Origin of the sequence: Noviherbaspirillum sp. Root189 (genome assembly GCF_001428545.1) — a bacterium.
GTDB lineage: Bacteria > Pseudomonadota > Gammaproteobacteria > Burkholderiales > Burkholderiaceae_D > Noviherbaspirillum.
This window is the reverse complement of sequence record NZ_LMHZ01000014.1, coordinates 64,034-90,276: the sequence shown is the minus strand read 5'-3', so window position 1 is coordinate 90,276 and position 26,243 is coordinate 64,034. Positions and strand designations below refer to the sequence as shown.

Annotated in this window: 28 protein-coding genes; 10 read left to right on the top strand and 18 right to left on the bottom strand. The window is 59.2% G+C overall.

What is annotated here, in order from left to right; all coding sequences use genetic code 11:
• Window positions 1-25: 25 nt before the first annotated feature.
• Window positions 26-472, bottom strand: coding sequence for a hypothetical protein (locus tag ASE07_RS11070; RefSeq protein WP_057290878.1), 447 nt, complete (start codon window positions 470-472; stop codon window positions 26-28).
• 37 nt (window positions 473-509) lie between these two features.
• Between ASE07_RS11070 and dksA the strand changes: the two genes are divergently transcribed.
• The 5 genes from dksA to ASE07_RS11045 all read left to right on the top strand — a co-directional run bounded on the left by dksA (window position 510) and on the right by ASE07_RS11045 (window position 5,310).
• Entirely contained in the window at window positions 510-995 is a 486-nt protein-coding gene (dksA, locus tag ASE07_RS11065; RefSeq protein WP_082584082.1) for an RNA polymerase-binding protein DksA, read from the top strand.
• Between the two features lie 511 nt (window positions 996-1,506).
• Window positions 1,507-2,964 (top strand): STAS domain-containing protein, encoded by a 1,458-nt coding sequence (locus ASE07_RS11060; RefSeq protein WP_057290877.1) that lies wholly within the window; start codon window positions 1,507-1,509, stop codon window positions 2,962-2,964.
• 204 nt (window positions 2,965-3,168) lie between these two features.
• Window positions 3,169-3,705, top strand: coding sequence for an ATP-dependent protease subunit HslV (hslV, locus tag ASE07_RS11055; RefSeq protein WP_057290876.1), 537 nt, complete (start codon window positions 3,169-3,171; stop codon window positions 3,703-3,705).
• Between the two features lie 40 nt (window positions 3,706-3,745).
• A complete protein-coding gene (gene hslU, locus ASE07_RS11050; protein ID WP_057290875.1) occupies window positions 3,746-5,095 on the top strand; it encodes an ATP-dependent protease ATPase subunit HslU in 1,350 nt (449 codons plus the stop codon).
• Window positions 5,096-5,112: 17 nt separating this feature from the next.
• Window positions 5,113-5,310: a hypothetical protein gene (locus ASE07_RS11045; RefSeq protein WP_057290874.1), complete on the top strand. Its 198-nt coding sequence runs from the start codon at window positions 5,113-5,115 to the stop codon at window positions 5,308-5,310.
• Window positions 5,311-5,580: 270 nt separating this feature from the next.
• On the opposite strand, the gene ASE07_RS28010 is transcribed toward ASE07_RS11045, so the two are convergent.
• The 12 genes from ASE07_RS28010 to gspG all read right to left on the bottom strand — a co-directional run bounded on the left by ASE07_RS28010 (window position 5,581) and on the right by gspG (window position 17,177).
• The gene (locus ASE07_RS28010; protein WP_082584081.1) at window positions 5,581-6,462 is read right to left on the bottom strand and encodes a type II secretion system protein N; all 882 of its coding nucleotides are present in this window, start codon (window positions 6,460-6,462) and stop codon (window positions 5,581-5,583) included.
• Window positions 6,463-6,535: 73 nt separating this feature from the next.
• Complete coding sequence (gene gspF / locus ASE07_RS11035; RefSeq protein ID WP_057290873.1) at window positions 6,536-7,756, bottom strand: type II secretion system inner membrane protein GspF; 1,221 nt, start codon at window positions 7,754-7,756, stop codon at window positions 6,536-6,538.
• 57 nt (window positions 7,757-7,813) lie between these two features.
• Window positions 7,814-9,253 carry a type II secretion system ATPase GspE gene (gspE, locus tag ASE07_RS11030; RefSeq protein ID WP_057290872.1) on the bottom strand — a complete coding sequence of 480 codons (1,440 nt, stop codon included), beginning with the start codon at window positions 9,251-9,253 and terminating at the stop codon, window positions 7,814-7,816.
• 16 nt (window positions 9,254-9,269) lie between these two features.
• Entirely contained in the window at window positions 9,270-11,516 is a 2,247-nt protein-coding gene (gspD, locus tag ASE07_RS11025) for a type II secretion system secretin GspD (RefSeq protein WP_082584080.1), read from the bottom strand.
• Window positions 11,513-12,286, bottom strand: a complete 774-nt coding sequence (locus tag ASE07_RS11020) for a type II secretion system protein N (RefSeq protein ID WP_057290871.1) — start codon at window positions 12,284-12,286, stop codon at window positions 11,513-11,515. Before ASE07_RS11020 ends, gspD begins: the two co-directional genes overlap by 4 nt.
• A 45-nt stretch (window positions 12,287-12,331) precedes the next feature.
• On the bottom strand, window positions 12,332-12,865 hold the full coding sequence (gene gspM / locus ASE07_RS11015) for a type II secretion system protein GspM (RefSeq protein WP_057290870.1): 534 nt from the start codon (window positions 12,863-12,865) through the stop codon (window positions 12,332-12,334).
• On the bottom strand, window positions 12,862-14,112 hold the full coding sequence (gene gspL, locus ASE07_RS11010) for a type II secretion system protein GspL (protein ID WP_235548431.1): 1,251 nt from the start codon (window positions 14,110-14,112) through the stop codon (window positions 12,862-12,864). The genes gspM and gspL overlap by 4 nt, the downstream gene beginning before the upstream one ends.
• Window positions 14,113-14,131: 19 nt before the next feature.
• Window positions 14,132-15,139, bottom strand: coding sequence for a type II secretion system minor pseudopilin GspK (gene gspK, locus ASE07_RS11005; RefSeq protein ID WP_057290868.1), 1,008 nt, complete (start codon window positions 15,137-15,139; stop codon window positions 14,132-14,134).
• Window positions 15,136-15,810, bottom strand: coding sequence for a prepilin-type N-terminal cleavage/methylation domain-containing protein (locus ASE07_RS11000; RefSeq protein ID WP_057290867.1), 675 nt, complete (start codon window positions 15,808-15,810; stop codon window positions 15,136-15,138). Before ASE07_RS11000 ends, gspK begins: the two co-directional genes overlap by 4 nt.
• A complete protein-coding gene (gspI, locus tag ASE07_RS10995) occupies window positions 15,807-16,202 on the bottom strand; it encodes a type II secretion system minor pseudopilin GspI (RefSeq protein WP_057290866.1) in 396 nt (131 codons plus the stop codon). Before gspI ends, ASE07_RS11000 begins: the two co-directional genes overlap by 4 nt.
• Before the next feature lies 1 nt (window position 16,203).
• Complete coding sequence (locus ASE07_RS10990; RefSeq protein WP_235548429.1) at window positions 16,204-16,692, bottom strand: GspH/FimT family pseudopilin; 489 nt, start codon at window positions 16,690-16,692, stop codon at window positions 16,204-16,206.
• A 20-nt stretch (window positions 16,693-16,712) separates the two neighbouring features.
• Window positions 16,713-17,177: a type II secretion system major pseudopilin GspG gene (gene gspG, locus ASE07_RS10985; protein WP_057290909.1), complete on the bottom strand. Its 465-nt coding sequence runs from the start codon at window positions 17,175-17,177 to the stop codon at window positions 16,713-16,715.
• A gap of 621 nt (window positions 17,178-17,798) precedes the next feature.
• On the opposite strand from gspG, the gene ASE07_RS10980 reads away from it, so the two are divergent.
• Window positions 17,799-18,158: a cupin domain-containing protein gene (locus tag ASE07_RS10980; RefSeq protein WP_057290865.1), complete on the top strand. Its 360-nt coding sequence runs from the start codon at window positions 17,799-17,801 to the stop codon at window positions 18,156-18,158.
• Window positions 18,159-18,191: 33 nt separating this feature from the next.
• Here the strand turns inward: ASE07_RS10980 and ASE07_RS10975 are convergent, their stop codons facing one another.
• The 5 genes from ASE07_RS10975 to ASE07_RS10955 form a co-directional block, all read right to left on the bottom strand.
• Window positions 18,192-19,202, bottom strand: coding sequence for an NAD(P)H-dependent glycerol-3-phosphate dehydrogenase (locus ASE07_RS10975; protein ID WP_057290908.1), 1,011 nt, complete (start codon window positions 19,200-19,202; stop codon window positions 18,192-18,194).
• 97 nt (window positions 19,203-19,299) lie between these two features.
• Window positions 19,300-19,746 (bottom strand): SH3 domain-containing protein, encoded by a 447-nt coding sequence (locus ASE07_RS10970; protein WP_057290864.1) that lies wholly within the window; start codon window positions 19,744-19,746, stop codon window positions 19,300-19,302.
• 99 nt (window positions 19,747-19,845) lie between these two features.
• The gene (secB, locus tag ASE07_RS10965) at window positions 19,846-20,346 is read right to left on the bottom strand and encodes a protein-export chaperone SecB (RefSeq protein ID WP_057290863.1); all 501 of its coding nucleotides are present in this window, start codon (window positions 20,344-20,346) and stop codon (window positions 19,846-19,848) included.
• A gap of 94 nt (window positions 20,347-20,440) precedes the next feature.
• Complete coding sequence (grxC, locus tag ASE07_RS10960) at window positions 20,441-20,704, bottom strand: glutaredoxin 3 (protein ID WP_057290862.1); 264 nt, start codon at window positions 20,702-20,704, stop codon at window positions 20,441-20,443.
• Between the two features lie 56 nt (window positions 20,705-20,760).
• Window positions 20,761-21,162: a rhodanese-like domain-containing protein gene (locus ASE07_RS10955; RefSeq protein ID WP_057290861.1), complete on the bottom strand. Its 402-nt coding sequence runs from the start codon at window positions 21,160-21,162 to the stop codon at window positions 20,761-20,763.
• Between the two features lie 129 nt (window positions 21,163-21,291).
• Here ASE07_RS10955 and gpmA point away from each other — a divergent pair, with 129 nt between their 5' ends.
• The 4 genes from gpmA (at window position 21,292) to ASE07_RS10935 (ending at window position 26,228) form a co-directional block, all read left to right on the top strand.
• A complete protein-coding gene (gene gpmA / locus ASE07_RS10950; protein WP_057290860.1) occupies window positions 21,292-22,038 on the top strand; it encodes a 2,3-diphosphoglycerate-dependent phosphoglycerate mutase in 747 nt (248 codons plus the stop codon).
• A gap of 104 nt (window positions 22,039-22,142) precedes the next feature.
• Window positions 22,143-23,498 (top strand): peptidoglycan DD-metalloendopeptidase family protein, encoded by a 1,356-nt coding sequence (locus ASE07_RS10945; protein ID WP_057290859.1) that lies wholly within the window; start codon window positions 22,143-22,145, stop codon window positions 23,496-23,498.
• A 3-nt stretch (window positions 23,499-23,501) separates the two neighbouring features.
• Window positions 23,502-24,980, top strand: coding sequence for a S41 family peptidase (locus tag ASE07_RS10940; RefSeq protein WP_057290858.1), 1,479 nt, complete (start codon window positions 23,502-23,504; stop codon window positions 24,978-24,980).
• Between the two features lie 438 nt (window positions 24,981-25,418).
• A complete protein-coding gene (locus tag ASE07_RS10935) occupies window positions 25,419-26,228 on the top strand; it encodes a HesA/MoeB/ThiF family protein (RefSeq protein ID WP_057290857.1) in 810 nt (269 codons plus the stop codon).
• Window positions 26,229-26,243: the final 15 nt, after the last annotated feature.

Sequence of the window (26,243 nt, the reverse complement as noted above, 5' to 3'; positions counted from 1 at the left end):
TTTTGCCGCGAACGCAGCAAGGGTTTCAGGCCGGGAGCTGAGTATTGGGTGTTTCACTGAGCGAGGGCATCATGAATGCAACCGTTACAAGGTCAGTCACGAAACGCAGCGCCGTCAAGACCGCGGCAAAGTCACGAACCCCGTCCAGCGGAAAAGCGGCTGGCAGCGATGCGGTAAAAATGGACAGTGCAGTGCCCAAAACCGCGTCGGCGCGCAAAAATCCCCCGGCAGCAACAAAATCGATTGCCAAATCCCCCCAAAGCACGGTAAAAAGCACAGTTAAATCCGCTGCAAAGACAGCGGCAAATATGAATGCCGGGGGGACGACACCGAAAACGGCAGCAGCCAGGTCACGAACCACCCTGGCATCGGAGACCTCCCTGGCAGCCAGCAAGGCAGTAACAAATTCGAAGCGACCGTCGACGACGGCCGCGACGAAGGTCGGTTCCAAAGAGACGCCCGGCTCTTCCATGAGCGGTAACAATGCAAGTGCCGGATTAATAGATACAATGGAAAAACCCGCAGTTTCGAAAGTAAGCGAAGTGGCTACCAAAACAACTAAATCGACCCCCGCCGTCCCGGATGGCACCCTGTTGACCGAAGAGCAGATCCTTCAGATGAGTGAGAAGGATTACATGAACGAGGCCCAACTGGCGTTCTTCAAGGCGCGCTTGCAGCAGCTTGAAAAAGACCTGCTGAAAAACGCCGGTGAGACAACCGAGCACCTGCGTGAGACCGTCCTGGTGCCGGATCCTGCCGATCGTGCGACGATCGAAGAAGAGCATGCGCTGGAATTGCGTACCCGTGATCGCGAACGCAAACTGCTGAAGAAGGTGCAGCAATCCATCGCGAGCATCGACGCCGGTGAATACGGCTGGTGCGAAGAGACCGGCGAACCGATCGGCATTCCGCGCCTGCTGGCTCGTCCGACCGCGACGCTGTCACTGGAAGCGCAACAGCGCCGCGAACTCAAGCAGAAGCTATACGGGGACTAAGTTCGGGCCGGAGCCATCCGGCCTTCCTCCCACGCCGCAAGCGTACGACGCATAGCCTCGTACGCTTGTTTGCTTTTGGGACCACGTTATTGGCAAATATGCCAGTCAGCAAAGCACTGATTGCTCCTTTCACAATGCTAGAGCGGATGGCGTGCAGGACAAGGCGCGCGAAGTGCCGTGTGGCGGGCCACACAAGCGACAAGCAACGCCGTCCTGCGCGTCAAGGCGGACCGAGGCGACAGTACAGACGATGAAATCCGCTCCTAGTTACGTTCGACCGCAACCATACCCGTTGATATCGATTGATATCCGTTGGGCTTGAAATAGGCATGACGAGAAATTGAGCACTGTTGAAGCGTGACACAAGCGGGAAACCACAGAAACATAACAAAAAAACATGTTTTCGGTCTCCCGCATGACAACCTGGCCAAGGGATGTGTTACCTTTATACAATTGTATTTTCCTTCTTTTCTATCGCGAAGAAGGCCGGCAACTTTGAGTTGGGAACACAGTGGGTATTTTTTCGCTTTTTGGAAAGAAGGATCGTCAGCCGGCAAAGCTTGCCGAGAAAGATGCTTCTCGCGCAAAGAAGCCCTCCTCCAGATCCGCCACTGATGCAGATCGGGCAAATACCAAGGCCCTGGCAGCCAAGCGAGATGCACAAACTGCGCTGCAGACCGCACTGAAGATTGATGCGATCGAATCGGAGATGTCTTCCGAGTTCGTCAATGTGGCGACAACGCTGGGTCCAAAGGTCAAACCGTCCCTTGCGAAGCCAAGCGCCCCTGCTTCAAATTCAATCACCCCATCTCCCTCCGGAAACCGGGCCGAAGTGCCCAAACTTGCCAGGGAAACGTCGCACAGACCGGCGGCCGAGCCTACATTGACCTTGCAACCGCTGAGCGCGGATATGGGCAGCACGACAGAGTTTCTTCTTGATGGGCAGACCGCGGTCAGCAACATTGCCACTCCCACATCGGAAGCGGAAGCTGTTATTGAAGAAGCCGCCATCATGTTCGCCAATGGCCAATCCGTCGTGGTTGAACAAATGCTGCTCGCCGCCATCGGTGCCGACGATCTCGGCAATGTCACGCAAACCGCGTGGCTGATGCTGCTGGATCTGTACCAGATCAATGGCAAGCAGCAGGAATTTGAAAATCTGGCGATTGAATTCGCTGGCAAGTTCGAGACTTCGCCACCTGCATGGAGCGGTCCCGAGTCATGTGACGCACCGCAGGCAAACGCTTCCGGCACGACGCCGATGGTGCCCTTTAGCGCACGACTCGACGCCAACTGCGCCAAACAGATCGAGCGCATCCAGAAACTTGCCGAAACCTTCCATACCCTGCGCCTGGAATTCGTACGCGTTACAGAAGTGGATGCCGCCGGCTGCGGCCTCCTGCTCGGTATCCTGCACAAGCTGCAAAAGTCCGGACACGACCTGATCCTGGTCGGCGCGTCGGAGCTGGCCGACAAGATTCGTGGCATCGTCGAAGTCGGTCGTCGCGACGACACTGAAGATGCCTGGCTACTGCTGCTGGAAGTGCTGCGCCTGCTGAACCGCGAAAAGGAATTCGAAGAAATCAGCATCGATTATTGCGTGACCTTCGAAGTTTCGCCACCCGCCTTCGTCGCGCCCCAAAACAAGGTGACGACTGCCGCCGCCGAACTGGCGGCGGCCGCTCCCAAGGCCGAAGGCTTCATGATGCCGCCGGTGGTCGAAGGACGCATCGATGACCTGATCGTTGCCATCGCCAGCTATTCCGATGACCATGATCCCGCCGTCATCGACTGCTCACGCCTGAACAGGATCGATTTCAATGCGGCAGGCCGCCTGCTGACGGGGCTCAGTCCGTTTTGCGGCAATGGCAAGGCGCTGGAGTTTCACCATGTCAACCATCTGGTTCATGCGCTACTCAATGTGATCGGTCTCAAGGACATCGTCCGCATCGTCCCGCGCAAGAACTGACGCGTGATATAAAGACGGCTTCGCTCCGTCGCCAGACCGGCCTCTTTCCTTCCGTTATCCCGTACTGCCGCACGCTACCGTGCACTATCGTTTTGTCTGGCTTCGTTCAGTTCCGCATGTGGACGCATTGTCACCGACACTTGTATTAACCGGTGCCGCCCTCATCTGCGATGAATTACAGACTCTGATTCCTTTGAGGCAAGCATGGAACAATTTCACGGCACGACCATCCTCTCAGTGCGACGCGGCAATACCGTCGCGCTTGGCGGTGATGGTCAGGTGACTCTTGGCAACGTCGTCATGAAAGGCACGGCCCGCAAGGTACGCAAGCTGTACCAGGGCAAAGTCCTGGCGGGGTTTGCTGGCGGCACCGCCGACGCCTTCACGCTGATTGAGCGTTTTGAAGCCAAGCTGGAAAAACACCAGGGCAACCTGCTGCGTGCTTCCGTCGAACTGGCGAAGGACTGGCGTACCGACCGCATCCTGCGACGTCTGGAAGCGATGCTGCTGGTCGCCGATCGTGAAGCAACCCTGATCATTACCGGCAACGGCGATGTACTGGAACCGGAAAGTGGCATCGGCGCGATTGGTTCGGGCGGTGTGTACGCGCAGTCCGCCGCCAAAGCCCTGCAGGAAAACACCGACCTGCCCCCAGCAGAGATTGTAAAGAAAGCGCTGACCATCGCGGGCGAACTCTGCATCTACACCAACCTGTCGCATACCATCGAAACTCTCGACTGATACAAATACGTCGACACTTCGCGAATACCTAATACCTATCATGAACATGACACCCCAAGAGATCGTTTCCGAACTCGACAAGCACGTTGTCGGCCAGTCGCGCGCCAAGCGCGCAGTCGCCATCGCGCTGCGTAACCGCTGGCGCCGCCAGCAGGTCGCCGATCCGCTGCGCCACGAAATCACTCCGAAGAACATTCTGATGATCGGCCCGACCGGCGTGGGTAAGACCGAGATTGCACGTCGCCTGGCCAAGCTGGCGGATGCGCCCTTCATCAAGATTGAGGCGACCAAGTTTACCGAAGTCGGTTATGTCGGCCGCGACGTCGACACCATCATCCGGGACCTGATCGATATCGGCATCAAGCAGACCCGCGAGTCGGAAATGCGCAAGGTGCGCACCCGTGCCGAGGATGCAGCGGAAGAACGCGTGCTCGATATCCTTGTGCCGCCGGCACGCGATTTCGGTTTCAGCTCCACGCCAAGCACGAGCGATAGCGAGAGTGGTGCTGGTAGCAACAGCACCCGCCAGACTTTCCTCAAGCGCCTGCGTGAAGGTGCGCTGGATGATCGTGAAGTGGAGATCGATGTCGCAGAAGCGGCGCCGCACATGGAAATCATGGCACCTCCCGGCATGGAAGAAATGACCGAGCAGATCAAGTCGATGTTCTCGGGAATTGGCGGCGGCCGCAAGAAGAAGCGCAAAATGAAGATCAAGGATGCGATGAAGATCCTGATCGACGAGGAAGCCGCAAAGCTGGTCAATGAAGACGAACTCAAGCAGAAGGCTATTGCCAACGTCGAGCAGAACGGCATTGTTTTCCTCGATGAAATCGACAAGATTGCGACCCGTTCGGAAGTCGGCGGTGCCGATGTCTCGCGTGCCGGCGTGCAGCGCGACTTGCTGCCGCTGGTCGAAGGCACGACCGTCAATACCAAGTACGGCATGATCCGGACCGATCACATCCTGTTCATCGCCTCGGGTGCCTTCCATCTGGCCAAGCCCTCAGACTTGATTCCCGAGCTTCAGGGGCGTTTTCCTATCCGTGTCGAACTGGAGTCGCTGGCCATCGCCGACTTTGAACGTATCCTGACCAGTACCGATGCCTGCCTGACGCGCCAATACGAAGCGCTGCTCGCCACCGAAGGCGTCAAGATCGAGTTTGCGCCCGAGGGCATTCAGCGTCTGGCCGAAATCGCGTTTTCAGTCAATGAAAAAACCGAGAACATCGGCGCACGCCGGCTGTACACGGTCATGGAAAAGCTGCTGGAAGAAATGTCGTTCACGGCGAGCGAATCGTCCGGCAAGACGGTGTCCATCGATGCTGCATATGTTGACGATAAACTTGGCGCCCTCGCGGTCAACGAAGACCTGTCGCGCTACGTCCTGTAAAGGAAAGGTCCTCCGGCATGGCGAACAAGGCCCTGGCAAAACGTCAGAAGATGACCATACGCGTCGAGCCATCGCAGCGGCCACTGAAAGGCCGCAATGTGGTGGTGGCCGGCGTTAAACAGAAAGCGGCGCAATCTCCGGAGAGCAAGCAACCGGGGGGATCGGTCACAGAGAAACTGCTGAGCAAGGTGCTCGGCAAGACCGGCGCAGATTAACGCCGCCTTTGCTGGAAGTTACCACGACGCAGGCAGACTCGATACACACCGTATCCAGCCTGCCCTGATCCGCATCAGTGAGGCCTATGCGTCGATGCCTGTGCGTTGATGCCGTACGAAAAAGGCACCGTCACGCTCCCCCATCTCCCTACACTTGATTTATAAAATTGGATCGACAACTGGCCGGTGCCATGTCTGCACGCCAAACCGATCAGCTTTTCCGCTCACCAATTCGACATTTGCCAAATCGGCGATCCGCAGAAATTTGCCCTAACGACTTTGCAGTGGCGGCTCACCAGGCGCCGTGCTGCCGCTTGCTGGTGGCCCGCCAGGAACCGGACTCGGTGCCATGTTGACTGCATTCGGCACGTTAGGCACTTGCGGCGTATTCGGGAGCGGCACACCACCGCCAACGGATTGCCCGGCAGATGGCGTACCCGCCGGCGGGTTGACAACAACGGTTGGCGGCGCAGTGGTTGGCTGGCCAGCCGCGCCTGGTACCGGCGTCGCAGGCACTCCGGTGGCAGGTGTCGCCGGTTGCGGTATGCCAACCTGAGGCGCCCCAAGAGCAGCATTAGGCGGCGCGGGCCGTGCCGGCTGCGTGGTGTTATTCGGCACCGCCGGCTGCTGCTGTTGCTGTGGCGTGGCTGCCGGTGGGCGTGCCGGCGCAGGAAAGTTGCGGCCCGGCTGACTTGGCATGGCGGGCACGGCCGGCGCAGTAGGAACCGGTGCCGCAGTGACGCCTCCGCTTTTCGCATCTTCCGGCAACTCGACGCGCTTGGTAGCGCCATTGTCCGAAAGCAGCACATAACCACGGTGGACTTCCTTGACGGTTACGCCCGGCAATATCTCCATATCGACTCGTACCGCTTGCGGCGGCTTGCCATCGGCACTCAGGATGGCGATGCTGTCACGTGCATTGCCGGAAAAGATTACACCGCGCAGCTGATAATTGCTGGCGGCCTGCGCCGGTGCGGCACGGCCACCAAATAATGCCGTGGCGGCGTCGGGCCGGATTTCCGGGGCAGCAGCTCTGGGCGGCGCGGCGACCGGGCGCAGCGGCGGTTTGAAGAGCTGCATTCCCCAGTACGCAATCGAGGCGCACAACAAAACGAACAATACGAAGCTCACGGCGAGCGGCAAGCGCTTCATCTCGATCCTTTATTCTTTTTCATAGTTGTATTCCTCCCGGAATTCCTCACACCGGTGGTTCTGGCATTCGCCTTCAACGCACCAGCTGGTTGATCTCGATAATCGGCATCAGCACCGCCAGCACGATCAGCAGCACCACCACGCCCATCACCAGAATCAGCGCCGGCTCCAGCAAGCCGGCAATCGTCAGCGCCCGGCGTTCCAGATCGGCTTCCTGCGCATTCGATGCGCGTTCCAGCATGGCCGGCAGCTCGCCGGTCACTTCGCCGGCACGGATCATGTGGATCAGCATGGGTGGAAAATGCTTGTGCGCTGACAACGCACGCGCCAGGCCTACGCCTTCACGTACGCTGGTGGTGGCCTCTTCCACCTGTTCGCGCATGGCGACGTTCGACAAGGTATCGCGGCTGGTCTGCAGCGCACGCAGGATAGGCACGCCGGACCCGGTCGTAATCGCCAGCGTGCTGGCAAAACGGGCGGTATTGAGGCTGCGCTCGAACTTGCCGTAGAGCGGCGCGGTCAGTAGCCATCGATGCCAGCGGAATTTGATGTCGGGATTTTTCAGCGCGCGCCGCCATAACAGGAAGCCGCCGACTGCAAGCAATGCGACGATCCAGCCGTAGCTGCGCACAAAATCGGAGATCGCCAGCATGATGACGGTCAGCAAGGGCAACTTTTGCTTGGTATTGGCGAACACCGAGACGATCTGCGGCACCACATAGGCAAGCAGGAAGATCACGATGGCAAACGCAACCACGGTAACGATAGCCGGATAGGTGAATGCCAGCCTGACCTTTTGTACCAGCGAATTACGGCGCTCGATGTAATCGGCAAGGCGGGACAGCACACGCGACAGCTGACCGATCTGTTCGCCAGAAGCAACCAGCGCACGATAGATATCGGCGAAATCGCGCGGATGGCGCGACAGCGCGTCGGACAGGGAGGATCCGCCCATCAGTTCGGAGCGAATCGATGCAATCAGGTCACGCACATAGGGACGCTCGGCCTGCTCCAGCAACGCGGTGAACGCCTGTTCCAGCGGCAGGCTGGCTTCCAGCAGGCTGGCCAGCTGTCGTGTGAACAAGGCCAGCTCAGTGGTCGAGAGTTTGTCGCCGAAGGCGCGGCTGCGGGTCTGGCCGAGTTCATCGACCTGGGCTGCGATCGCATCGACCAGAATGGGCACCAGGCCCTGCGCACGCAAGTCCGATCGTGCGGCGCGCGCACTATCGGCATTGACAACGCCTTTCCTGGTTGCGCCGGCGGCGTCGACGGCTTCGTAGCGAAATGCGGGCATGGTGGTTCAGGCTTCCATCAAATCAGTCGTGCATGCCGGTCGTTGGGCGGCATGGGTTCATTCCTTCGCCACACGCAGCAACTCGGCCGGCGTGGTGGTCCCGTCGGCCAGCCAGCGCTCGCCGTCTTCACGCATGGTCTTCATGCCATCGCGCTGGGCGGTGACGCGGATCTCGGCTTCCGAGGCGCGGTCGTGGATCTGCTTGCGGATTTCGTCGGTGGTGGTGAGCAATTCATAGATACCGACACGTCCCTGGTAGCCGGTATGGCCGCACTTGTCGCAGCCGACCGCATGCCACTCATGGCCGTCGTTGCGTTTGCAGACAGGACAGAGCTTGCGCACCAGGCGTTGCGCAACCACACCCAGCAGCGACGACGACAGCAGGAAGGGCTCAATACCCATGTCGAGCAGACGGGTGACGGCGGACGCGGAATCGTTGGTGTGCAGGGTGGCCAATACGAGGTGACCGGTGAGCGAAGCCTGCACCGCGATCTGCGCGGTTTCGAGGTCGCGGATCTCACCGATCATGATGATGTCCGGATCCTGACGCAGGATCGCGCGCAGCGCCTTGGCGAAGGTCATGTCGATACGTGCATTGACCTGGGTCTGTCCGACGCCGGGCAATTCGTATTCGATCGGATCCTCGACCGTGAGGATATTGGTGGCCGGAGCGTTCAGGCGCGTCAGCGCTGCGTACAGTGTCGTGGTTTTACCGGAACCGGTCGGGCCGGTCACCAGCACAATGCCGTGTGGCTGGCTAATCAGGTTGTCGAACTGCTGTTGCACATCGGGACTCATGCCCAGATGGCTCAGGTCCATGCGGCCACCTTCCTTGTCGAGCAGACGCAGCACGGCGCGTTCGCCGTGGCCGGTGGGCAATGTCGAGACCCGCACGTCGACCGGTTTGCCGCCGACGCGCAGGGTAATGCGTCCGTCCTGCGGCAAGCGTTTTTCCGCGATGTCGAGCTGGGCCATGATCTTGATACGCGAAATCAGCGAAGCATGTATCGCTTTCTTCGGCCGCACGATGTCGCGCAAGGCGCCGTCGACGCGGAAGCGCACGACCGACACCTGCTCGAACGGTTCGATATGGATATCCGACGCTTCTTCGCGCAACGCCTGGGTCAGCAGCGCATTGATCATGCGGATCACCGGCGCGTCGTCGGCGGATTCCAGCAAGTCTTCGATGGCCGGCATGTCCAGCATCAGCTTGGCGAGGTCGAGGTCGGATTCGACTTCATCGACCACTTGTGCGGCATCGTTGCCGGAACCGGCATACGCTTTGGCAATGGCGGTTTCAAGGTCTTCGCGCGAAAGCGACTTCAGCTTGACCCGGCCGAAACGGCGGCTGACCTCGGCGATCGCCGAGGGCACGGTCGCCTCCGACACCCACACTTCAACTGCATTGCCGGCCGTCTCGCTGCGCCGCGCGAGCAGTGCATGATCGCGTGCGAAAGCGTACGGGAGAAGGCGGGCGTCGGTCAGGATTGTGCTCATTACTACTGTCCTACTTTCATTTGGGGTTGGGGGTGCGCTGCGGCATTCCCGCATCCGGTACGGGCGGTACCGCAGGGGCTGGCCCAGGGGCAAGCGGCGGCGGGTTGTCCACGGTGCCTGCAGGTGGCGTGGTTGCCGCCGGGGTGCGTGGATCGACGTTGACGAAATCGCCACCGACCGGCCGTCCATTCTGGAGCGGAGGCGCAACCGGTGTCGTCATGTCACGCAGCAGGAGAGAATCAGTGGACTGCGAATTTCCCTGGACGTTCCGTATGTATTCATAGCGGTCGCCGGTCACGCTCATGCTTTGTTCGTTACTGCGCAAGACCGTGGGCTTCAGGAATACCATCAGGTTGGTTTTCCGGCCATTGCGGCTGCGATATTTGAACAGATTGCCAACCACCGGGATATCGCCGAGCACCGGCACCTGTTCGTTGCCATCGGTAACACGGTCTTCGATCAGGCCGCCTAGCACGATGATCTGGCCATCGTCGACCAGCACATTGGTTTCAATTGAGCGCTTGTTGGTGATGATGTCGGAAGCGTTGCTGGTCGGCTGGATGTTCGATGTCTCTTGATAAATCGCCATCTTGACCGTGCCGCCTTCGGACACTTGCGGACGCACGCGCAGCGACAGGCCGACGTCCTTGCGTTCGATGGTCTGGAACGGGTTGACGCCGGCCGCACCGCCGGATGCGGCGGTGGTGAACTGACCGGTCACGAAAGGCACGTTCTGGCCGACGATGATACGGGCCTCCTCGTTATCCAGCGTGATCAGGTTAGGCATTGACAGGATATTGGCGTTGCCTTCGGATTCGAGCGCGCGTGCCAGCGCACCCAGCGTCAGCGAACCGCCGACCTGGCGGAAAATGCCGAGGTTCAGACCGTTACCAGGCGGCAGCGGATTACCTGTGGTCGCATTGGCAACGGCCTGGCTGATCAGGTTGTTGCCACCGCCCGCCGTGGTGAATCCGGTCGCGCCGCCGACACGATAGCGGCTGGTGGCATCGCCGGATAGACCGGCCCACTGGATGCCGAACTCGGCCGCGCGGTCGGCAGTTACTTCGACTATGAGCGATTCCACGTAAATCTGCGCGCGGCGTGCATCGAGCTGGTCGATCACTGCGCGCAGGTTGCGATACACCGCTTCACTGGCGGTAATGATCAAGGCATTGGTGGCCGGGTCGGCTTGAATGAATCCGCCCGCGCCGCCGGTTGGCAACGCGGCGGGAGTCTGCTGGCCCTGGTTCAGTGCGCCCTGTCCGAGCTGGGCCTGCTGGCCTGGCGAGGTCACTTGCGGCTGCTGCGGTTGTTGTTGGGTGCCTGCGGTATTGTTGGCCTGGGCCGACGGATCGGACGCGACCACCGCACGCAAGGTTTGTGCGAGCCGGACCGCATCGGCATTGCGCAGGTACACCACGTGGACGTTACCCGGCTGCGAGGTCTGCTGGTCGAGTTTGGCGATCAGCGACTTGGCAAGATTGGCGCGCGCCACGGAAGGCGCACGGATGATGACCGAATTGGTCCGGGAATCCGCCAGCACCGTGACACGTCCCGCATCGCCACCGGCGACCGCGCCGCCCTGTTCGAGCAAGCGGTTGGCGAGTACCGCAATGTCGGTGGCGACCGCGTATTTGACAGGCACCACATCAAGGTCGCCGACCGCCGGAGAATCGAGCGCGGCGATGATGCGGCCAAGACGCTTGAGGTTGTCCGCATAGTCGGTGATGACGATGCTGTTATTGCCGGGATTGACGTTGATCGTGTTGTTCGGCGAAATCAGCGGGCGCAGCACCTGCACCAGGTTGGGTGCGGATTCATAGTTGAGACGGAAGATCTGCGTTGCGATCTGGTCGCCACGCACTTCTCCCGCCTGTATCGGCCCGGCCTGCAGCTTGGCATCCGCTTCCGGCACCACCTTGGTGACGCCGCCGCTGCTTACCATCGCAAAGCCCTGCAGCCGTAGCGACGAGGCCAGCATCTGCAATGCTTGCGGCTTGGTGACCGGCTTCTCGGAGACCAGGTTGATCGTGCCCTTGACCCGTGGGTCGATAATGAAAGTGGTGCGGGTGTAATGGCCGATGGCCTTGACCACCGACTCGATATCGGCACCGACAAAATTCAGCGTGGCCTGATTCGAGGAGGGATCCTGGGCGTTCACGTTCGGCATGCCCGCCATTGCACACAGCAGCAATGCGGCTGCGCCAACACGGCGCATGCGCGCCGTACCTTGTAATGTTTCTGCTGATTGATTTTTTTTCATTTGAACTCTAGCGCGATAACATCCTTATCGCCGACTCGTCGGCGCTGTCCCAGCAAATTCAAAAGATTTGCCAGCCTTTCTTCCTGCCCTTCTTCCGCTTCAGCCTTTCCCGAAAAACGCAACCTGCCATTGACCAGTTCGCCGGTTCCGCTCAACAGCAGGGGTCCCCTGGTACTCGTCAGCGCCACCGGCGCCCGCTGGCCGCGCCAATCCATTATCAATTGGTAAGCTCCCAGCGGTTTGATCGGTGACAGACGCGACGCGATGTTTTCCATTTGCAAGTTCATCGTGCCATTTACCGCCACCGCGTTGCCCTGCCGCGTAATCTGCAACGGCGTCCAGGTCAGACGCATGCTTCCGGATGGCTGAATCGTGTTGAGCGGCGCACCGAGACCGGCAAGCCGCTCGGCCGGCAGATTTACACCACCGGCCGTAACCTGCCACTGATTCCAGCTGCCGGTGATCCGTACCGGCTGTCCCAGCGACTCGGCATTCTCCAATGCAACATCTACTTGTCCCAACAGCACCAGCGGCGACAGACGCCAGGAAAACCTTCCTGGCAACAACGGTGTAACGGGGTCCGCCGCACTGGGTGCCCCACCGATAAAGCCGGAGCCGTTCCAGAGCGTACCTTGTGCATCACCAAGCGTCAGACGGCCTCCGGTCTGCTTCTCCAGCAGCACCGTCATCCAGGACGCTGGACAAAACACAACCACGGTCAGCGCCACGGCAACCACCGCAGCAAACAACCATATCACGAGGCGTCGCACTTTTATTGTTTCTCCCTTGTGCTGCTTGTTTAGGCTTATCCCGGCTTATTCCGGTTTTTGCTGGCGCAGTGTCAGCGTCGCGTTGACTGTGTCTTGCTGGCCCTGTGGTTCGATCACGGCATCGACGACGGCAATGCGGGCGTTGCGCTGCATTTCCGCCAGCCAGTCAACCGTGCCTGCGAAGGATACGCCGTTCAGCTGCAGCTTGGCCAGTTCGCCGGTCACCGTCAGGTTTTGCGGTTTCAGACCCTTTGCTGTCAGCGAAGCCTCAAGGCTTTCACGTGTCATGGGTGGCGGTGGCGGCGTATTGGCGTTTGTGGCGCCGCCGGCCGCAGCCGCTTCCCGCGACAAGGCTTGCACTTCTGCCGCTTGCTGGCGCAATGCCGGCAGCGTCTTTTCTAAAGTACTTCGCCCGCTGAGCGCGGGGTCGACCAAGAGCAGGTACAGCAAGCCGAGGACAATCACGACTGCCGCCGCCGTCAGCATATTCTGTTCACGCTTGTTGCGCGCGCTCCAGAAATCGGTGAAAGATTGCTTCAGGCCCGACGTGCGGGCGCGGCTTGTGGTGGTGGCGTTCATTTGCCGCTCCTGATTTGCCATACGCCCGCATTGGGCTGGGTTGCGGAAAGATGGCGAGAGGCCAGAGCACTGGTCAATTGATCCGCAGGGATTTTCGCGTCCGGTTTAAGCTTTACCGTCAGGCTGCGATCCCGGTATTCCAGTCCGGCGATAGCATTGGGGCCCTGTCCGATACTTGTCCATGCCTCGCCAAACTGTGCCGCAAGAGCGACAAAATCGTCCGGTGCGAGTTGACCAGACTGCCGCTGGCCTGCCGCAAGCTTTTGACGCACCTGTGCGAGCGGATCGATGACCACCGTGTCTTTCGGAAACGCCGATTTGTAGGTCTGTACCATGCTGTTGCGCAAGAACTCGGCCTCGCGCTTCATGCGCATCCAGTCGACGTTCAGGCCAACAATATTTACCGCCAGCAAAGCGACGGCGAGCGCCATCGGCCAGCGCCAGCGAGACCAGTCAAACTTGGGACCGGTTGACGCGCCCAGACCCGTCATCAGGTCGACCTGCACTTTGTCGGCAGCACCAATCCAGCGTGGCCAGTTGTCTGCGTGCAGAGTAATGCGCTCATTGAGCGTCGGCGCAATATTCAGCGATTCCTGGTAATCGCGTACCCGGGCTTGCGGCACGTACAGGGTGACGGCACCGTTCGGCACCATCATTGCCAGCGACTGCATCACTTCGAATGCAGCGGACTCTGGCTGGTCGGCAACAATAGACAAACCAATGCCCTCGTGTTCCGACAGTCGTACCGCAACATCAATATCCTCACCATGTTCCGCAACGGCGGCGCTGGCCATGTCGCGCTGATATGGCAGGCACAGTTGCGCAGGCAAGGCGACGATCCGACGCGCACCCATGGTGACGAAGGTCCGTGCCAGCAGTTCAAGCCAGGTGCGCTGCACCACGGCGACAGTGCGTGTATCGCTGCGTGTGTTGTCGGCAACGACGACGCACTCCTCCGGGTCGCTCATCAACTGATCTTCGACCAGGTTCGGCAACGCGGCCTTGAGTCTTGCCGGCGACAGCGGCGGCACTTTGACGCGCAACAGCGTGACGTCTCCGGGCGCAAGCAGCAACACGACGCGCTGTGCCTTGCGTACCAATTCGGTCATGTCGGGCAAGGCGGTCATGCCTTCGCGCTCCAGCGCTCCGCCATTGGTGGCCATTGCGTACTCGCAGTACAGCGGCATGCCGGGCTGCAGGCTTTCTGCAAAGACGTGCGAAGGTAGACGGATATACAGTGTGCTCAAGATAGGTTTTTCTTTCTTATTAGAATTCGCGTATCCAGATGACTTGCGCGGTACGGTTGGAATTGCGCTTCACTAAGGTTTGCATTTCCATGCCGGCGCGATTAAGGCGTACTTTGCCATAAACCAGAAAATATTCGCTGTTAAATCGAATTTTGGTATTCAACGCTCCTTGGTCTTTTGATAAAGGGGCGAGACGGGTATCGCTGAAAGAAGTGATCGGGCGCCCTTTACGTGAAGCAACAATGGTGTTGGCATCCGAAAGATTTACACCATCGAACATTGCCGCAATTACCTCGGCTGGTGCGGTATTGATGTTGATTGCAGCACTGGTCGCTTCCATCGGTAGCACAATGACAAAATTTCTGAGCTTCTCTAGTATTTCAGGCGTGTATCCAGGAACGAATAACAGATCGTCGATTTGTCTAAACTCCATAAATTGCGGTGCCGAGCCAGGGACGGAGATTGTGGACGTTCCGCCTGTGCCTGTGCCTGTGCCTGTGCCCGTGCTGGTGCCGGTGCCGGTGCCGACAGCGGGCTTCGATGCAGCGGCAATCGTTGTGGCCGCCGGAAGCGCCAAGCCGGGATCAATTTGCAATAAGGTCAGCAAACGCCTGAACGCTGCCACCTGTTCCTGATTGGGCTGGTTACCACTAACAAGTCTGATGAGATTGAACCTGGCATACGCATCTTCAATTCCCCCTGAAAGAACCGCATCCGGCACATCGGTATCGGCCCGTCCATTTTCTACATAATCGTCCAGGCGAGTTTCCGCCAGTGGCACCGCCCAAGGGTCATCCAGACTGTCGATAGTCGTACTCGTGTCAGCCGTCAGAATCACGCGCGCATAATCGATTGCGCCCCGCAGAATCCACTGCTTCTGCAATTGCAGTCGCTGGTTTTCAATCGAACGCACCTGTACCTGCTGTTGCCAGAACAGGCTCGCAACAATCGTGATGGCCAGGGTCGTCAGCAGCAGCGCCGTAATCACCGCGACCCCATGCTGCCGCCTGAGTGACCGGGACTTCATACGGAAGTCCCCAGCAGGAACACTTTTACCAGGCCGGCAGAACGCTCACGCAATTGCAGTGTGACCTCCAGCCCGACCGGCTGGTTCGTCGCCGCCACCTGCGCCAACTGTTCTTGCATGGCGGGAGGCAGTGACGCATTCGGCTGCGCGCTACCCGCGATGGTGCTGGCGTTTTCTTCCGCCTGCCGCCATCCGCTATTGGGGATGTAGACACGTATCGGCATGGCTGCCACATCGCTTGTCAGCCTCACGATCGGGGCAGTATCGGTATCGGCAAGGATCGCACGCCATGCCGCATCGAGTTCCACCAGGCTACGGGTTGGGATCGATTCCTTGCGAATCAGCACGCCATCGCGAATGCGATACGCGACGACTTGCACGCGCGACGGCTGGTTCTCGGCGAACACGCTGCGCACGACCGTAATGCGTCCCGCCTGCGATGAGAGCACGGAACGCCCTCCGATATTTTTGGGGTCCGCGATACTTCCAAGATCGCTTTGCATCTGCGCAAACGCCAGCTGCATGCCGCGCGTCTGGTCCAGGTCCGCGTTGAGCGCCTGGCGTGCACGCACGATGCTGTCGAGCCCGCGCCATCCGAGCACGGCGACGATGGCCAGTACCGTGATGGCGACCAGCAGTTCGATCAAGGTGAACCCGTTCCGCTTTGTCATTTTGTTCTTCTCGGATCAGGAACGATCTGCGCCAGCTTGATCAGGCGGCGCTGGTTGTTGTCCGTTTCGAGCACGCTGACTTCGACACGGCGGAAAAATGGATTGGGCGTGGCCAGCACTTCCTCTTCGCACACCAGCTTGAGGTCACCTTGCGTGCAATCGAAACTGCGCTTGCCGAAGCCTGGGTATTCGCGCGTCAGCCTGATCATCGACAGACGGTTTTCCGCCGACCAGGTCGCCATCATCGAGGCTCGCAGGCCCGAACTGTTTTGGGTGAGGCTGCCGACAGCGCGCAGGCTTGCGCCCAGGGCAGTACCGACAATCACCAGCGCGACCAGCACTTCGAGCAGGGTAAAGCCATGAGGAGAGCGAAGGGAGCGAGCGGTGCGCATCTCATTCCACCGTAAAATGCCCGACACCGTCGGCGCGCACGGCAACGCTCACTTCGCCCATCGCCAGCGTCAGCACGAAAGGTTTGTCGACAGGCTCGCGGCCGAATACGATACGCAGCGGCATGGCATTGGCTTCAATAGCGGGCGCGATGGACAACGCAATCGGGGCGCGGGCGAATTCGCGCTCATGCAGCAAATCGTCCTGAGGAATCAGTTGCCATTGTTTTTCATCGCGGATCAGGAAACGATAGCGGCTGTTATCGGCCTCGAAGGCGATGGGACGGTTGCGCACGATCGCCTCGTCGCGCGCGAGTTGCAGCAACAAGGCGATGCGTTGCGCTTCGTTCTGCAATACCTGGCGCTCGCCCGGCATTGCATTGAAGGCCACCATGCCCAGGAGGAGGCCGGCGATGACCAGCACCACCAGCAATTCCAGCAGGGTGAAACCGCGTGCGTTATGACGTGACGCGCGCGGCATGATGGTTTTCATTGAGGCTGAAATCCTTTGAATCAAAGGTCCCAGGAACCGACGTCCGCATCATTCCCGCTGCCTCCCGGCTGGCCGTCGGCGCCGTAGGAAAACACGTCGACCTCGCCCTTCACGCCGGGAGACAGGTACTGATAAGGATTACCCCATGGGTCCTTGGGGAGTTTGTCGATATAGCCGCCGGATTTCCAGCCATTGGCAGCCGGTCCGCTGCTGGGCTTGGTGATCAGGGATTGCAAGCCTTGTTCGGTCGATGGGTAACGCTGGTTGTCCAGCTTGTACAGCTTGAGTGCCGACATCAACGTCGCGATATCCTGCCTTGCTGCCGTGATGCGCGCGTCGTCGGCCCGCCCCATCAGCTTGGGGACGACCAGTGCGGCGAGAATGCCCATGATGACAACCACTACCATGATTTCAATCAGGGTAAAGCCACGGCTTGCGGCACGCGACAGGGCGCGCCGGGGAGCAAAGGAGAGTTTTTTTTGCATAGAGTTAATGTAGTTGATTGACAAACGAATCACTAGTATAAGGCCGAAGTATGCCATTGCCCGATGACTGCCTTATTACTCTAAAGCAAGCTGCCGCCGTTTCGGTCCACGGGTTGGAATCGGCAAGACTACACCGGTAGCCACATGGCTGCATGGCACCATCGGCGGTCTGCGTCAGGCAGAGCCTTTGTAATTATGTAATGCTCATCGGCTTGGCGCATGCGAGCATTAATCATCGGCTCACATACTAATGAATGGAAGGCGGCACAGTGCCTGTGCCGCGACTTCTCTGACTTGAGATATCTCAAATAGTTTGCCGCCAGAGCCGATTGATACAAAAAAACTTGCAGGGCGGATTCCTTGCTCATATCAAGCTTATATCAAGCTCGGGTGAGGCTTATTGGTCGATTCGATCAACCTCTGATATTGTTGAATCCCCACGGAAGCATTGGGAGTTCTCCGTTGAACGCATGATTGCTGAAAGCGGTGCGTTATTTCGCTATAGCGGACAAGCTTACCTTCGCCTCCGCACGCAACATGAATGCGCAGCAACAAAGGAACAAACGGGATGTTGATGCAGTCTCGACAACATCAAGAACAATCTGCACCAGGAGAGCGCCCATGTCCCTGTACCATCCCGCATCCGGCGAGCTGATCGACATTCGTCCGCTCGGCGACAGACTGACCGACTCTGCATCGATTGCACTGGTGCGAACGGAAGATTTCGAAGTGATGCGTCTGGTGCTGCCAAAGGGCAAATCGATTCCTGAGCACACGGTTGAAGGCGAGTTGACGCTGCAGTGCCTGGAGGGAATCGTGGAAGTGCAAGCGCAAGGTAAAAATCAGCAGCTCCAGCCAGGGCAGCTGATCTATCTGCAGGGAAAAACGCCCTATGCGATCAATGCGCTCGACAATGCATCGGTCCTGATGACAATGCTGCGCAAAGGCGATGACAGCAAGGGCAATGGCGGCAGCATGTAAGCTTGCCGCCGCTTAGGGTGATGGTATTGAAAGTCAAAGCGCTTCGCCGCGCGGATCGCGCGATAACAGGCGGTGCACCATGTCACGCGGTGAATCGCCATCGAACAGGACTGCGGCTACGGCATTGCTGATTGGCATGTCCACGCCCTGATCGGCAGCCAGCGCGCGCACTGCCTGCGCGCAGCGCACCCCTTCCGCCACATGGCCGAGTTCGGTCACGATGGTGTCGAGATCCTTGCCTTCGGCGAGCCCCAGCCCTACCCTGCGGTTACGCGACAGGTCGCCGGTGCAGGTCAGGATCAGGTCGCCAACACCGGCAAGTCCCATGAAAGTTTCGGCACGTCCGCCCAGCGCCATGCCGAGGCGGGTGATCTCCGCCAGGCCTCGCGTGATCAGCGCGGCGCGCGCATTCAATCCGAGGCCGAGGCCGTCGACCACGCCTGTCGCGATGGCCAGGATGTTCTTGACCGCGCCACCGACTTCCACCCCGACAAGATCGTCCGTCGAATAGACCCGAATTGAACGACCATGCACAGCATTGACCACCGTGTCGCACAAGGCAGGTGTGTGAGACGCGATGGTCAGCGCGCATGGCATCCCGTGCGCTACTTCCTGCGCAAAGGATGGGCCGGATAACGCGCCATGCGGAATGCCATGACCAAGTACTTCATGTACGACCTGATGCGGCAGCAAGCGCGAGCTTTCCTCAAAGCCCTTGCACAGCCAGACAATATTGGGAATAGGATAGGCCTGCAGGCGTTGCGCCAATGGCCGCAAGCCCGCCACCGCAGAAGCGACGATCAGCAGGCTCTCGGCACTCCCGGCACTGCCAGTGACATGGGCGACTGCCTGCTCGAAATCATCTGCGATGCGCAAGGTGTCCGGCAAAGGAAAGCCCGGCAGGTAAAGCGTATTCTCACGTTTGGCGGCCGCATCCTGCATCGCTTGCTGGTCTCGCCCCCAGAGCACGACGTCATGATGATCGGCAAGCGCGATGGCGAGCGCCGTACCCCAGGCGCCGGCGCCGAATATGCTGATGTTCATGTTGTACTTGTTGTGTTTGCTGCGATGACGGAAATAGGAGCGATAAACGCTGGCAATGCCATTGACGACGCGATTGACAATGCGCCGCAAGCAGACGTCACTCCCCCCATACTTCGCCAGCCTTCACAAAACCGCTCGGCCCATCGCGGTGCCGGACCTTCAGCCACCCGGCCGGCGCAACTTCGACCAGTTCAAGCAATACCCCCTTGTCGGCGCTGAAGCTGACTGCGGCATTATCGGCAGCGGCTTCGCGTACGCGTGCTCCAGGCGCACGGACCACGACATTGCGCCGGGCGACGAGCATCTTGGATTCAACCCAGTTCAGGTCTCCTGCCGCATCGCGTATCTTCACCCATTCGCCATAGGTCAGGACCACTTCGACCGGCATGCCGCGCGGTGCGATGAAGACCTTGCGTCCCTTCAGCGACGGTGCGTCATACAGCACGGCGGGGGCCGGGCCGATGGACTTGTATTCGATCGCGTGGGCGACGGCGGTTGCGCACATCAGCGCAGCGGACAACAGGAATAGTCGCGCGGATTTCATGATTCACTCCCTGTTTTATACGCAGGACACGGCCTGTGCGGCGGCTTGCGCCGACACAGGCCTGACCGGTGCTTGGATGCTATGGTGCTATTGATACTCTTAGTGCTTGGCTGCTGTGCCGTCGGGCATCACCAGACCGGCACCGCCAGCTTCCTGTTGCTGCTGCTCTGCTAGTGCCTGCAGGCGCTGCTGGTAAAAGGCTTCGAAATTGATTTCGGCCAGGTGCACCGGCGGGAAACCCGCGCGCGTCACCATGTCGGCGATATTGGCACGAAGATACGGATAAATAATGTTCGGGCAGCCGATGCCGAGCAGCGGATCGAGTTGCTCCGGCGGAATGTTGGCGGCTTCAAAGATACCGGCCTGCTTGCCCTCGACGAGGAAGGCAACCTTATCCTTGATCTTGGCTGTCACGGTGATGGTGACGGTCGATTCGTAGATCGTTTCGGCCAGCGCTTCAGCGCCAACGTCGACCGCAACTTCAATGTTCGGGGATTCCTGCTCCAGGAAGATTGCCGGCGAATTCGGCTGTTCCAGCGACAGGTCCTTCAGGTAGATGCGCTGGATCTGGAAGATGGGCTGTTGGTTTTGGTCGGACATACGCTGCTTTCTTTGAGCTTTCGTTGAGAATAGGAAGGAAAAAGGACGGCATGACTGCCGTCCTTTTTACTCGGATGCTGCGGATAATGCCGTATCAGGCAGCGGCAAGCAACTGGTCCAGCTTGCCCGCATGATCGAGCGCACTGAGATCGTCGAAACCGCCGACATGGGTATCGCCGATGTAGATCTGCGGCACCGTGCGGCGACCGGTTTTCTGCATCATCTCGGCGCGTTGTTCGGGTTGCAGGTCAACCCGGATTTTCTCGATGTTATCGACACCCTTGGCTTTCAGCAGGCGTTCTGCCATCACGCAATACGGGCAGACTCCGGTGCTGTACATTAAGACGCGTGCGGTCATGTTGTTACTCCGTTACGTCGCGACAGGCCGTCGCGCTGATATTGAACATGTTGGGGTTATTTTACAATCGGCAAGCCCTGTGCCTGCCAGCCAGTGACGCCGCCATCAAGGCTCACCACCTCGTTGAAACCGGCTTTCTTGAGCTGTGCGGCGGCCTTGGATGACTGCACGCCGGTCTGGCAGACTGCGATCACTGTTTTATTCTTGGCTTTGTCGAGTTCGCCTATCCGGTTCGACAGTTCCTTCAGCGGGATGTTCTTGGCGTCGCGCAAATGGCCTGCGGCAAAGGCCGATGGTTCACGGACGTCGATGATCACGGCTTTGCCCTGGTTGATCAACTGGGTGGCTTGCAAGGTCGTTACTTTGCTGCCGCGACGCTGCAGGTTTGGCCATAATAATGCACCGCCGGAAATAAGGGCAATGCCGATCAGCCAGATGTTATCAATCAGAAATTTCACGCTACTCCTGTGGTTTCAATGGTTTTAAGCAATCCCAACATTATAAAATAGAAGCCGATCTAGTATTTCAATTCGCTTCAGTCCACTGAATTCACCCACTCTCTCACTTCTTTCCTTTAATCAATCAATATGTACAAAATCGTTTTGATGCGCCATGGCGAGTCCACCTGGAACCTGGAAAACCGTTTCACCGGCTGGACCGACGTCGACCTGACCGAGAAAGGCATCAATGAAGCCCGTGAAGCGGGTCGCATTCTGCGTGAAGCCGGTTTTACTTTCGATCTTGCCTACACCTCGGTGCTCAAGCGCGCCATCCGCACGCTGTGGCTGACCCTGGATGAAATGGACTTGATGTGGTTGCCGGTCAAACATGACTGGCGTCTGAACGAGCGTCATTATGGCGCGCTGCAAGGCCTGAACAAGGCGGAAACCGCCGCCAAGTACGGCGACGAGCAGGTGCTGGTATGGCGCCGCAGCTATGACACGCCGCCCAATCCGCTGGAACTTAACGATCCCCGCACTTCGTACAACGATCCGCGCTACGCCGGCCTCTCCAAGGAACAGATCCCGCTGACCGAGTGCCTGAAGGACACGGTTGCCCGTGTCATGCCGGCCTGGGACGAGTCGATCGCACCGGCAATTCGCGCTGGCAAGAAAATCATCATTTCGGCCCACGGCAATAGCCTGCGCGCACTGATCAAGAGCCTGGACGGCATCAGCGACGCTGACATTGTCGGCCTCAACATTCCCAACGGCCAGCCGCTGGTCTATGAACTGGACGCCGATCTCAAGCCGATCAAGAGCTATTATCTGGGGGACCAGGCTACGATCGAAGCCGCGATGAAGGCTGTCGCCAGCCAGGGCAAGTCCAAGTAAGCGCGAATTATCGCCGCATGGGTCCGTCCATCCAGCATCAGATAGGAATCTCCTTGTTCAAGCAGCATCATCAGTCCCTGAGGAGCATCCTCCCTGTTCTTGGCATGGCGGTCATGCTGGCGTCGGCGCCGGCACATGCCCAAAAGCCCAGCGAGCGCGCGAAACAAAAGCAGGCTGCCGAAGCCGAACGTGCCGAGCTTCAGCAGAAGCTGAACGCACTGAAACGCGACATTACCCAGACCGAAGCAGCCAAAAGCCATGCCGCCGATGCATTGGCGCAGGCGGAAACCGCCATTTCGGACGCCAATCGCGCGCTGCGCGATCTGGCCGGCGACCAGCGCGCGACCCAGTCCAGGCTGACCCAGCTGAACCATGAGCAGGAGCGCCTCGCCAAAACCATCGACACCCAGCAGAAACGGCTGTCATTACTCCTGCGCGACCAGTATGTCGCGGGCAAGGAAGACCGTATCAAGCTGCTGTTGTCCGGCGACAATCCCAACCGGATCAACCGCGAATTGCAGTACATGGGCTATGTATCGCAAGCCCAGGCCAAACTGATCGATTCCCTGCGCGCCAACATGGCGGCGGTCGAGAGCAACAAGATCGCTACCCAGGAAGCCAGGGACGAACTGGATGACATCGCCCGGGAGCAGCGCGAACAGAAAGCCCAACTGGAAAAGGAAAAGGCCCGCCGTGGCGCCCTGCTGGCGCAGCTTTCGGGCAAGCTTGCCGGGCAGCGCAAGGAAGCCGGCAACATCGAACGCGACGAGCAGCGGCTTGGTGGCCTGGTGGATAAACTGGCAAAGTTGATCGAAGAGCAGCGAAAGGCGGATGCTGCCGCTTTGGAAAAGCGCCGGCGCGAGCAACGGGAGCATAATGAGCGGCAGGAGCAACTGGCCCGGGCGAAGGCAAAAAGGGAAGCCGAAAGCAAAGCAAAGGTGATTTCAGGCAAGACGGCGAAAGCCAATCCTGATGCAATTGACAACGATGAACCGCCGTCGAAATTGGTGGCCCGAAATGAACTCGTGCCGGAACCCGCCGTCCAAGCCGTTGGCGCCGGGCGTGCTTTCAGCAGCCTGCGCGGGCAATTGCGTCTGCCGGTAAAAGGAGACCTCATTGCAAGATTCGGTGGCAGCCGCAGTGACGGACCAAGCTGGAAAGGTCTGTTCATCCGCGCCATCGAAGGCGCCGAAGTCAGGGCAGTCGCGGGCGGACAAGTCGTGTTCGCCGATTGGTTGCGCGGATTCGGCAATCTGATCATCATTGACCATGGCGGCCAATACATGACAGTCTACGGAAATAACCAGGCCGTCCTGAAAAGGGCAGGCGACATGGTCAACACCGGGGACACCATCGCCAGCGCGGGCAATAGCGGCGGCAACGAACAATCGGGTTTATACTTTGAAATGCGGCATCAAGGCCGTGCCATCGACCCATCCGGGTGGATTACTTTTAGGTGACACATGAGCAGCAAACTGAAGAACTTCGGCCTTATTGGTTTAGGCGTAGTGGCAGGCATCGCAGGCTCGATGCAATTCGAGGCCAGCGCGCAGAAAAGCGGCTCGCCACTGCCGCTGGAGGAATTACGCCAACTATCCGAGGTATTCGGTCTGATCAAGACTGATTACGTCGAACCCGTCGAAGACAAGAAACTGCTGACCGAGGCGATCTCGGGCATGGTGGCGTCACTGGATCCGCATTCGGCGTATCTGGACAAGAAATCCTTCAAGGAACTGCGCGAAGGCACCCAGGGCAAGTTCGTCGGTCTCGGCATCGAGGTCGGGATGGAAGACGGCTACGTCAAGGTCATCTCCCCGATTGAAGACTCCCCGGCATTCAAGGCAGGCCTGAAAGCCGGCGACCTGATCACCCGTCTCGATTCGACCCCGGTCAAAGGCCTGACACTCGATGAGGCCGTCAAGCGCATGCGCGGCGAACCCAATACCAAGATCACACTGACCATTGCCCGCAAGGACGAGGACAAGCCGCTCATCATCAGCATCGTGCGTCAGGAAATCCGCGTGCAGAGCGTGAAATCCAAGGTAATCGAACCGGGCTACGCCTGGCTGCGCGTATCGCAGTTCCAGGAGCCAACTGTCGATGACATGGCCAAGAAGATTTCCGCGATCTATGCGCAGGAACCCAATCTGAAAGGCCTGGTGCTGGACCTGCGCAACGATCCGGGCGGGGTGCTGCCGGGGGCAATCGGTGTATCGGCGGCCTTCCTGCCAAAGGATGTGCCGGTGGTTTCGACCAACGGCCAGCTGCCGGATTCCAAGCAGACCTATTACGCACGTCGCGACGCTTATACCTCGTCGCGCATCTCGACCAGCGATCCGCTGTCCAAGCTACCCGAGGGGATCAAAAAGGTGCCGATGGTGGTGCTGGTGAATACCGGTTCCGCGTCAGCGTCGGAGATCGTTGCCGGTGCGCTGCAGGACTACAAGCGCGCCACCATCATGGGCACGCAGACATTCGGCAAGGGCTCGGTGCAGACCATTCGCCAGTTGTCCGCGGATACCGCGATCAAGCTGACCACCGCGCGCTATTACACGCCGAACGGCCGCTCGATCCAGGCCAAGGGCATCGTGCCGGACCTGCTGGTTGATGAAACCGCGGAAGGCGATGGCCTCAATGGCCTGCGCCTGCGCGAGGCGGACCTCACCAAGCACTTGCTGAACGACAAGGACAAGGATGAAGCCGCCCGCAAGGTCGATGAACTTGAAGAAGAGCAACGCCTGGCCGCGCTCGAAAAGAAGCGCAAGCCGACGGAATTTGGCGGCAAGGACGACTTCCAGCTGGCACAGGCGCTGAACCACCTGAAAGGCCTGCCGGTTCAGCTGTCGAAGGCACCGAAGGTCGAAAGTAAGAAGGAAAACACCATTAACGATGAGAAGAAACCTGGTAATGGTAATGGCAATGGCAACGGGGACAAGAAGTAAGCCGTTGGCAAAGTAAGCTGAAGTAAAAAGGGCCGCAGTGATGCGGCCCTTTGTTTATGGGCTGTCGATGCAGGACTGCGAATACTGTGTATGGCAAAGTGTCTTGCGTCGGGGCCGGTCGATAATGCTAAGCTGTTAGCTAAGGTGATTTGCGATGTTCGATGTCCGGGGCTCGGGCTGATCAGCTCCTTCCCCCTTTTAGGGGCGCCCGGCGAGGGGGAAGGTTGGGATGGGGCGGGCCGCGGAGGCGTAAGCTGGTCGAGTCAACACCGTAGATAACTCGAGCGCACTAGCCTGCGCGGCCCGCCCCACCCTAACCCTCCCCCTGCAAGGGGGAGGGAAGCTGACGGCGTGGACATCAACCGGCAACATTAGAAACATCAGCATCAACAAACCCCGCCAATATTACACACCCAACAAGAACGACATACCGCCGCCATGAACGACAACCAGCTCCTGCGCTATTCGCGACATATCCTCCTCGATGAAATCGGCATAGAAGGCCAGGAAAGCCTGCTGGCGGGCCATGCGCTGATCATCGGTGCGGGCGGCCTCGGTTCTCCCGCCGCCCTCTATCTTGCCTCGGCAGGCATGGGCAGCATCACACTGGTCGACAACGACACCGTCGATCTCACCAATCTGCAGCGGCAGATCCTGCACACGACAGCGCGTGTCGGTCAGCCCAAGGTCGAATCAGGCAGGCAGGCGCTGGCGCAGATCAATCCCGAGGTTAAGGTCGTTGCACTTTCCGAACGCGCTGACGAAGAGCGTCTCGCGGAACTGGCGTCGCAAGCCAGCGTGGTGCTCGACTGCAGCGACAACTTCACGACACGTCACGCTGTCAATCGCGCCTGCGTACAGCATAAGGTGCCCCTGGTGTCTGGTGCCGCGATACGCTTTGATGGCCAGATCTCGGTATTCGATTCACGCCATGGCGACACGCCTTGTTATGCCTGCCTGTTCCCGCCAGAGCAGCAATATGAAGAAGTCTTGTGTTCGACCATGGGTGTATTCGCGCCGCTGGTCGGGATCATCGGCACCATGCAGGCAGCCGAAGCATTAAAGCTTGTCGCGGGAATCGGGGAATCGCTGGCGGGGCGCTTGCTGCTGCTCGATGCGCGCAACATGGAGTGGACCGGCATCCGCATTACTCGCAATCCATCCTGTCCGGTGTGCGGAAAGTCAGCGCATGCGGCGGAGACGACACATGCGACACACACCGCGCACACCACGCCACACCATTCGTAAAATTGATTTGTAAAA

Coding starts and splice junctions, on each gene's coding strand:
- gspI (WP_057290866.1), bottom strand. CDS start 16,202: ATGCGCACCGCTCGCTCCCTTCGCTCTCCTCATGGCTTTACCCTGCTC.
- ASE07_RS10940 (WP_057290858.1), top strand. CDS start 23,502: ATGAGCAGCAAACTGAAGAACTTCGGCCTTATTGGTTTAGGCGTAGTG.
- gspM (WP_057290870.1), bottom strand. CDS start 12,865: ATGAACGCCACCACCACAAGCCGCGCCCGCACGTCGGGCCTGAAGCAA.
- gpmA (WP_057290860.1), top strand. CDS start 21,292: ATGTACAAAATCGTTTTGATGCGCCATGGCGAGTCCACCTGGAACCTG.
- ASE07_RS11070 (WP_057290878.1), bottom strand. CDS start 472: ATGGAAGAGCCGGGCGTCTCTTTGGAACCGACCTTCGTCGCGGCCGTC.
- ASE07_RS10980 (WP_057290865.1), top strand. CDS start 17,799: ATGTCCCTGTACCATCCCGCATCCGGCGAGCTGATCGACATTCGTCCG.
- gspF (WP_057290873.1), bottom strand. CDS start 7,756: ATGCCCGCATTTCGCTACGAAGCCGTCGACGCCGCCGGCGCAACCAGG.
- ASE07_RS10935 (WP_057290857.1), top strand. CDS start 25,419: ATGAACGACAACCAGCTCCTGCGCTATTCGCGACATATCCTCCTCGAT.
- ASE07_RS10975 (WP_057290908.1), bottom strand. CDS start 19,202: ATGAACATCAGCATATTCGGCGCCGGCGCCTGGGGTACGGCGCTCGCC.
- ASE07_RS10990 (WP_235548429.1), bottom strand. CDS start 16,692: ATGAAAACCATCATGCCGCGCGCGTCACGTCATAACGCACGCGGTTTC.
- ASE07_RS11000 (WP_057290867.1), bottom strand. CDS start 15,810: ATGACAAAGCGGAACGGGTTCACCTTGATCGAACTGCTGGTCGCCATC.
- gspG (WP_057290909.1), bottom strand. CDS start 17,177: ATGCAAAAAAAACTCTCCTTTGCTCCCCGGCGCGCCCTGTCGCGTGCC.
- gspD (WP_082584080.1), bottom strand. CDS start 11,516: ATGAAAAAAAATCAATCAGCAGAAACATTACAAGGTACGGCGCGCATG.
- grxC (WP_057290862.1), bottom strand. CDS start 20,704: ATGACCGCACGCGTCTTAATGTACAGCACCGGAGTCTGCCCGTATTGC.
- hslV (WP_057290876.1), top strand. CDS start 3,169: ATGGAACAATTTCACGGCACGACCATCCTCTCAGTGCGACGCGGCAAT.
- ASE07_RS10970 (WP_057290864.1), bottom strand. CDS start 19,746: ATGAAATCCGCGCGACTATTCCTGTTGTCCGCTGCGCTGATGTGCGCA.
- ASE07_RS11045 (WP_057290874.1), top strand. CDS start 5,113: ATGGCGAACAAGGCCCTGGCAAAACGTCAGAAGATGACCATACGCGTC.
- hslU (WP_057290875.1), top strand. CDS start 3,746: ATGAACATGACACCCCAAGAGATCGTTTCCGAACTCGACAAGCACGTT.
- ASE07_RS28010 (WP_082584081.1), bottom strand. CDS start 6,462: ATGAAGCGCTTGCCGCTCGCCGTGAGCTTCGTATTGTTCGTTTTGTTG.
- dksA (WP_082584082.1), top strand. CDS start 510: ATGGAAAAACCCGCAGTTTCGAAAGTAAGCGAAGTGGCTACCAAAACA.
- gspE (WP_057290872.1), bottom strand. CDS start 9,253: ATGAGCACAATCCTGACCGACGCCCGCCTTCTCCCGTACGCTTTCGCA.
- gspK (WP_057290868.1), bottom strand. CDS start 15,139: ATGAAGTCCCGGTCACTCAGGCGGCAGCATGGGGTCGCGGTGATTACG.
- secB (WP_057290863.1), bottom strand. CDS start 20,346: ATGTCCGACCAAAACCAACAGCCCATCTTCCAGATCCAGCGCATCTAC.
- ASE07_RS10945 (WP_057290859.1), top strand. CDS start 22,143: ATGGCGGTCATGCTGGCGTCGGCGCCGGCACATGCCCAAAAGCCCAGC.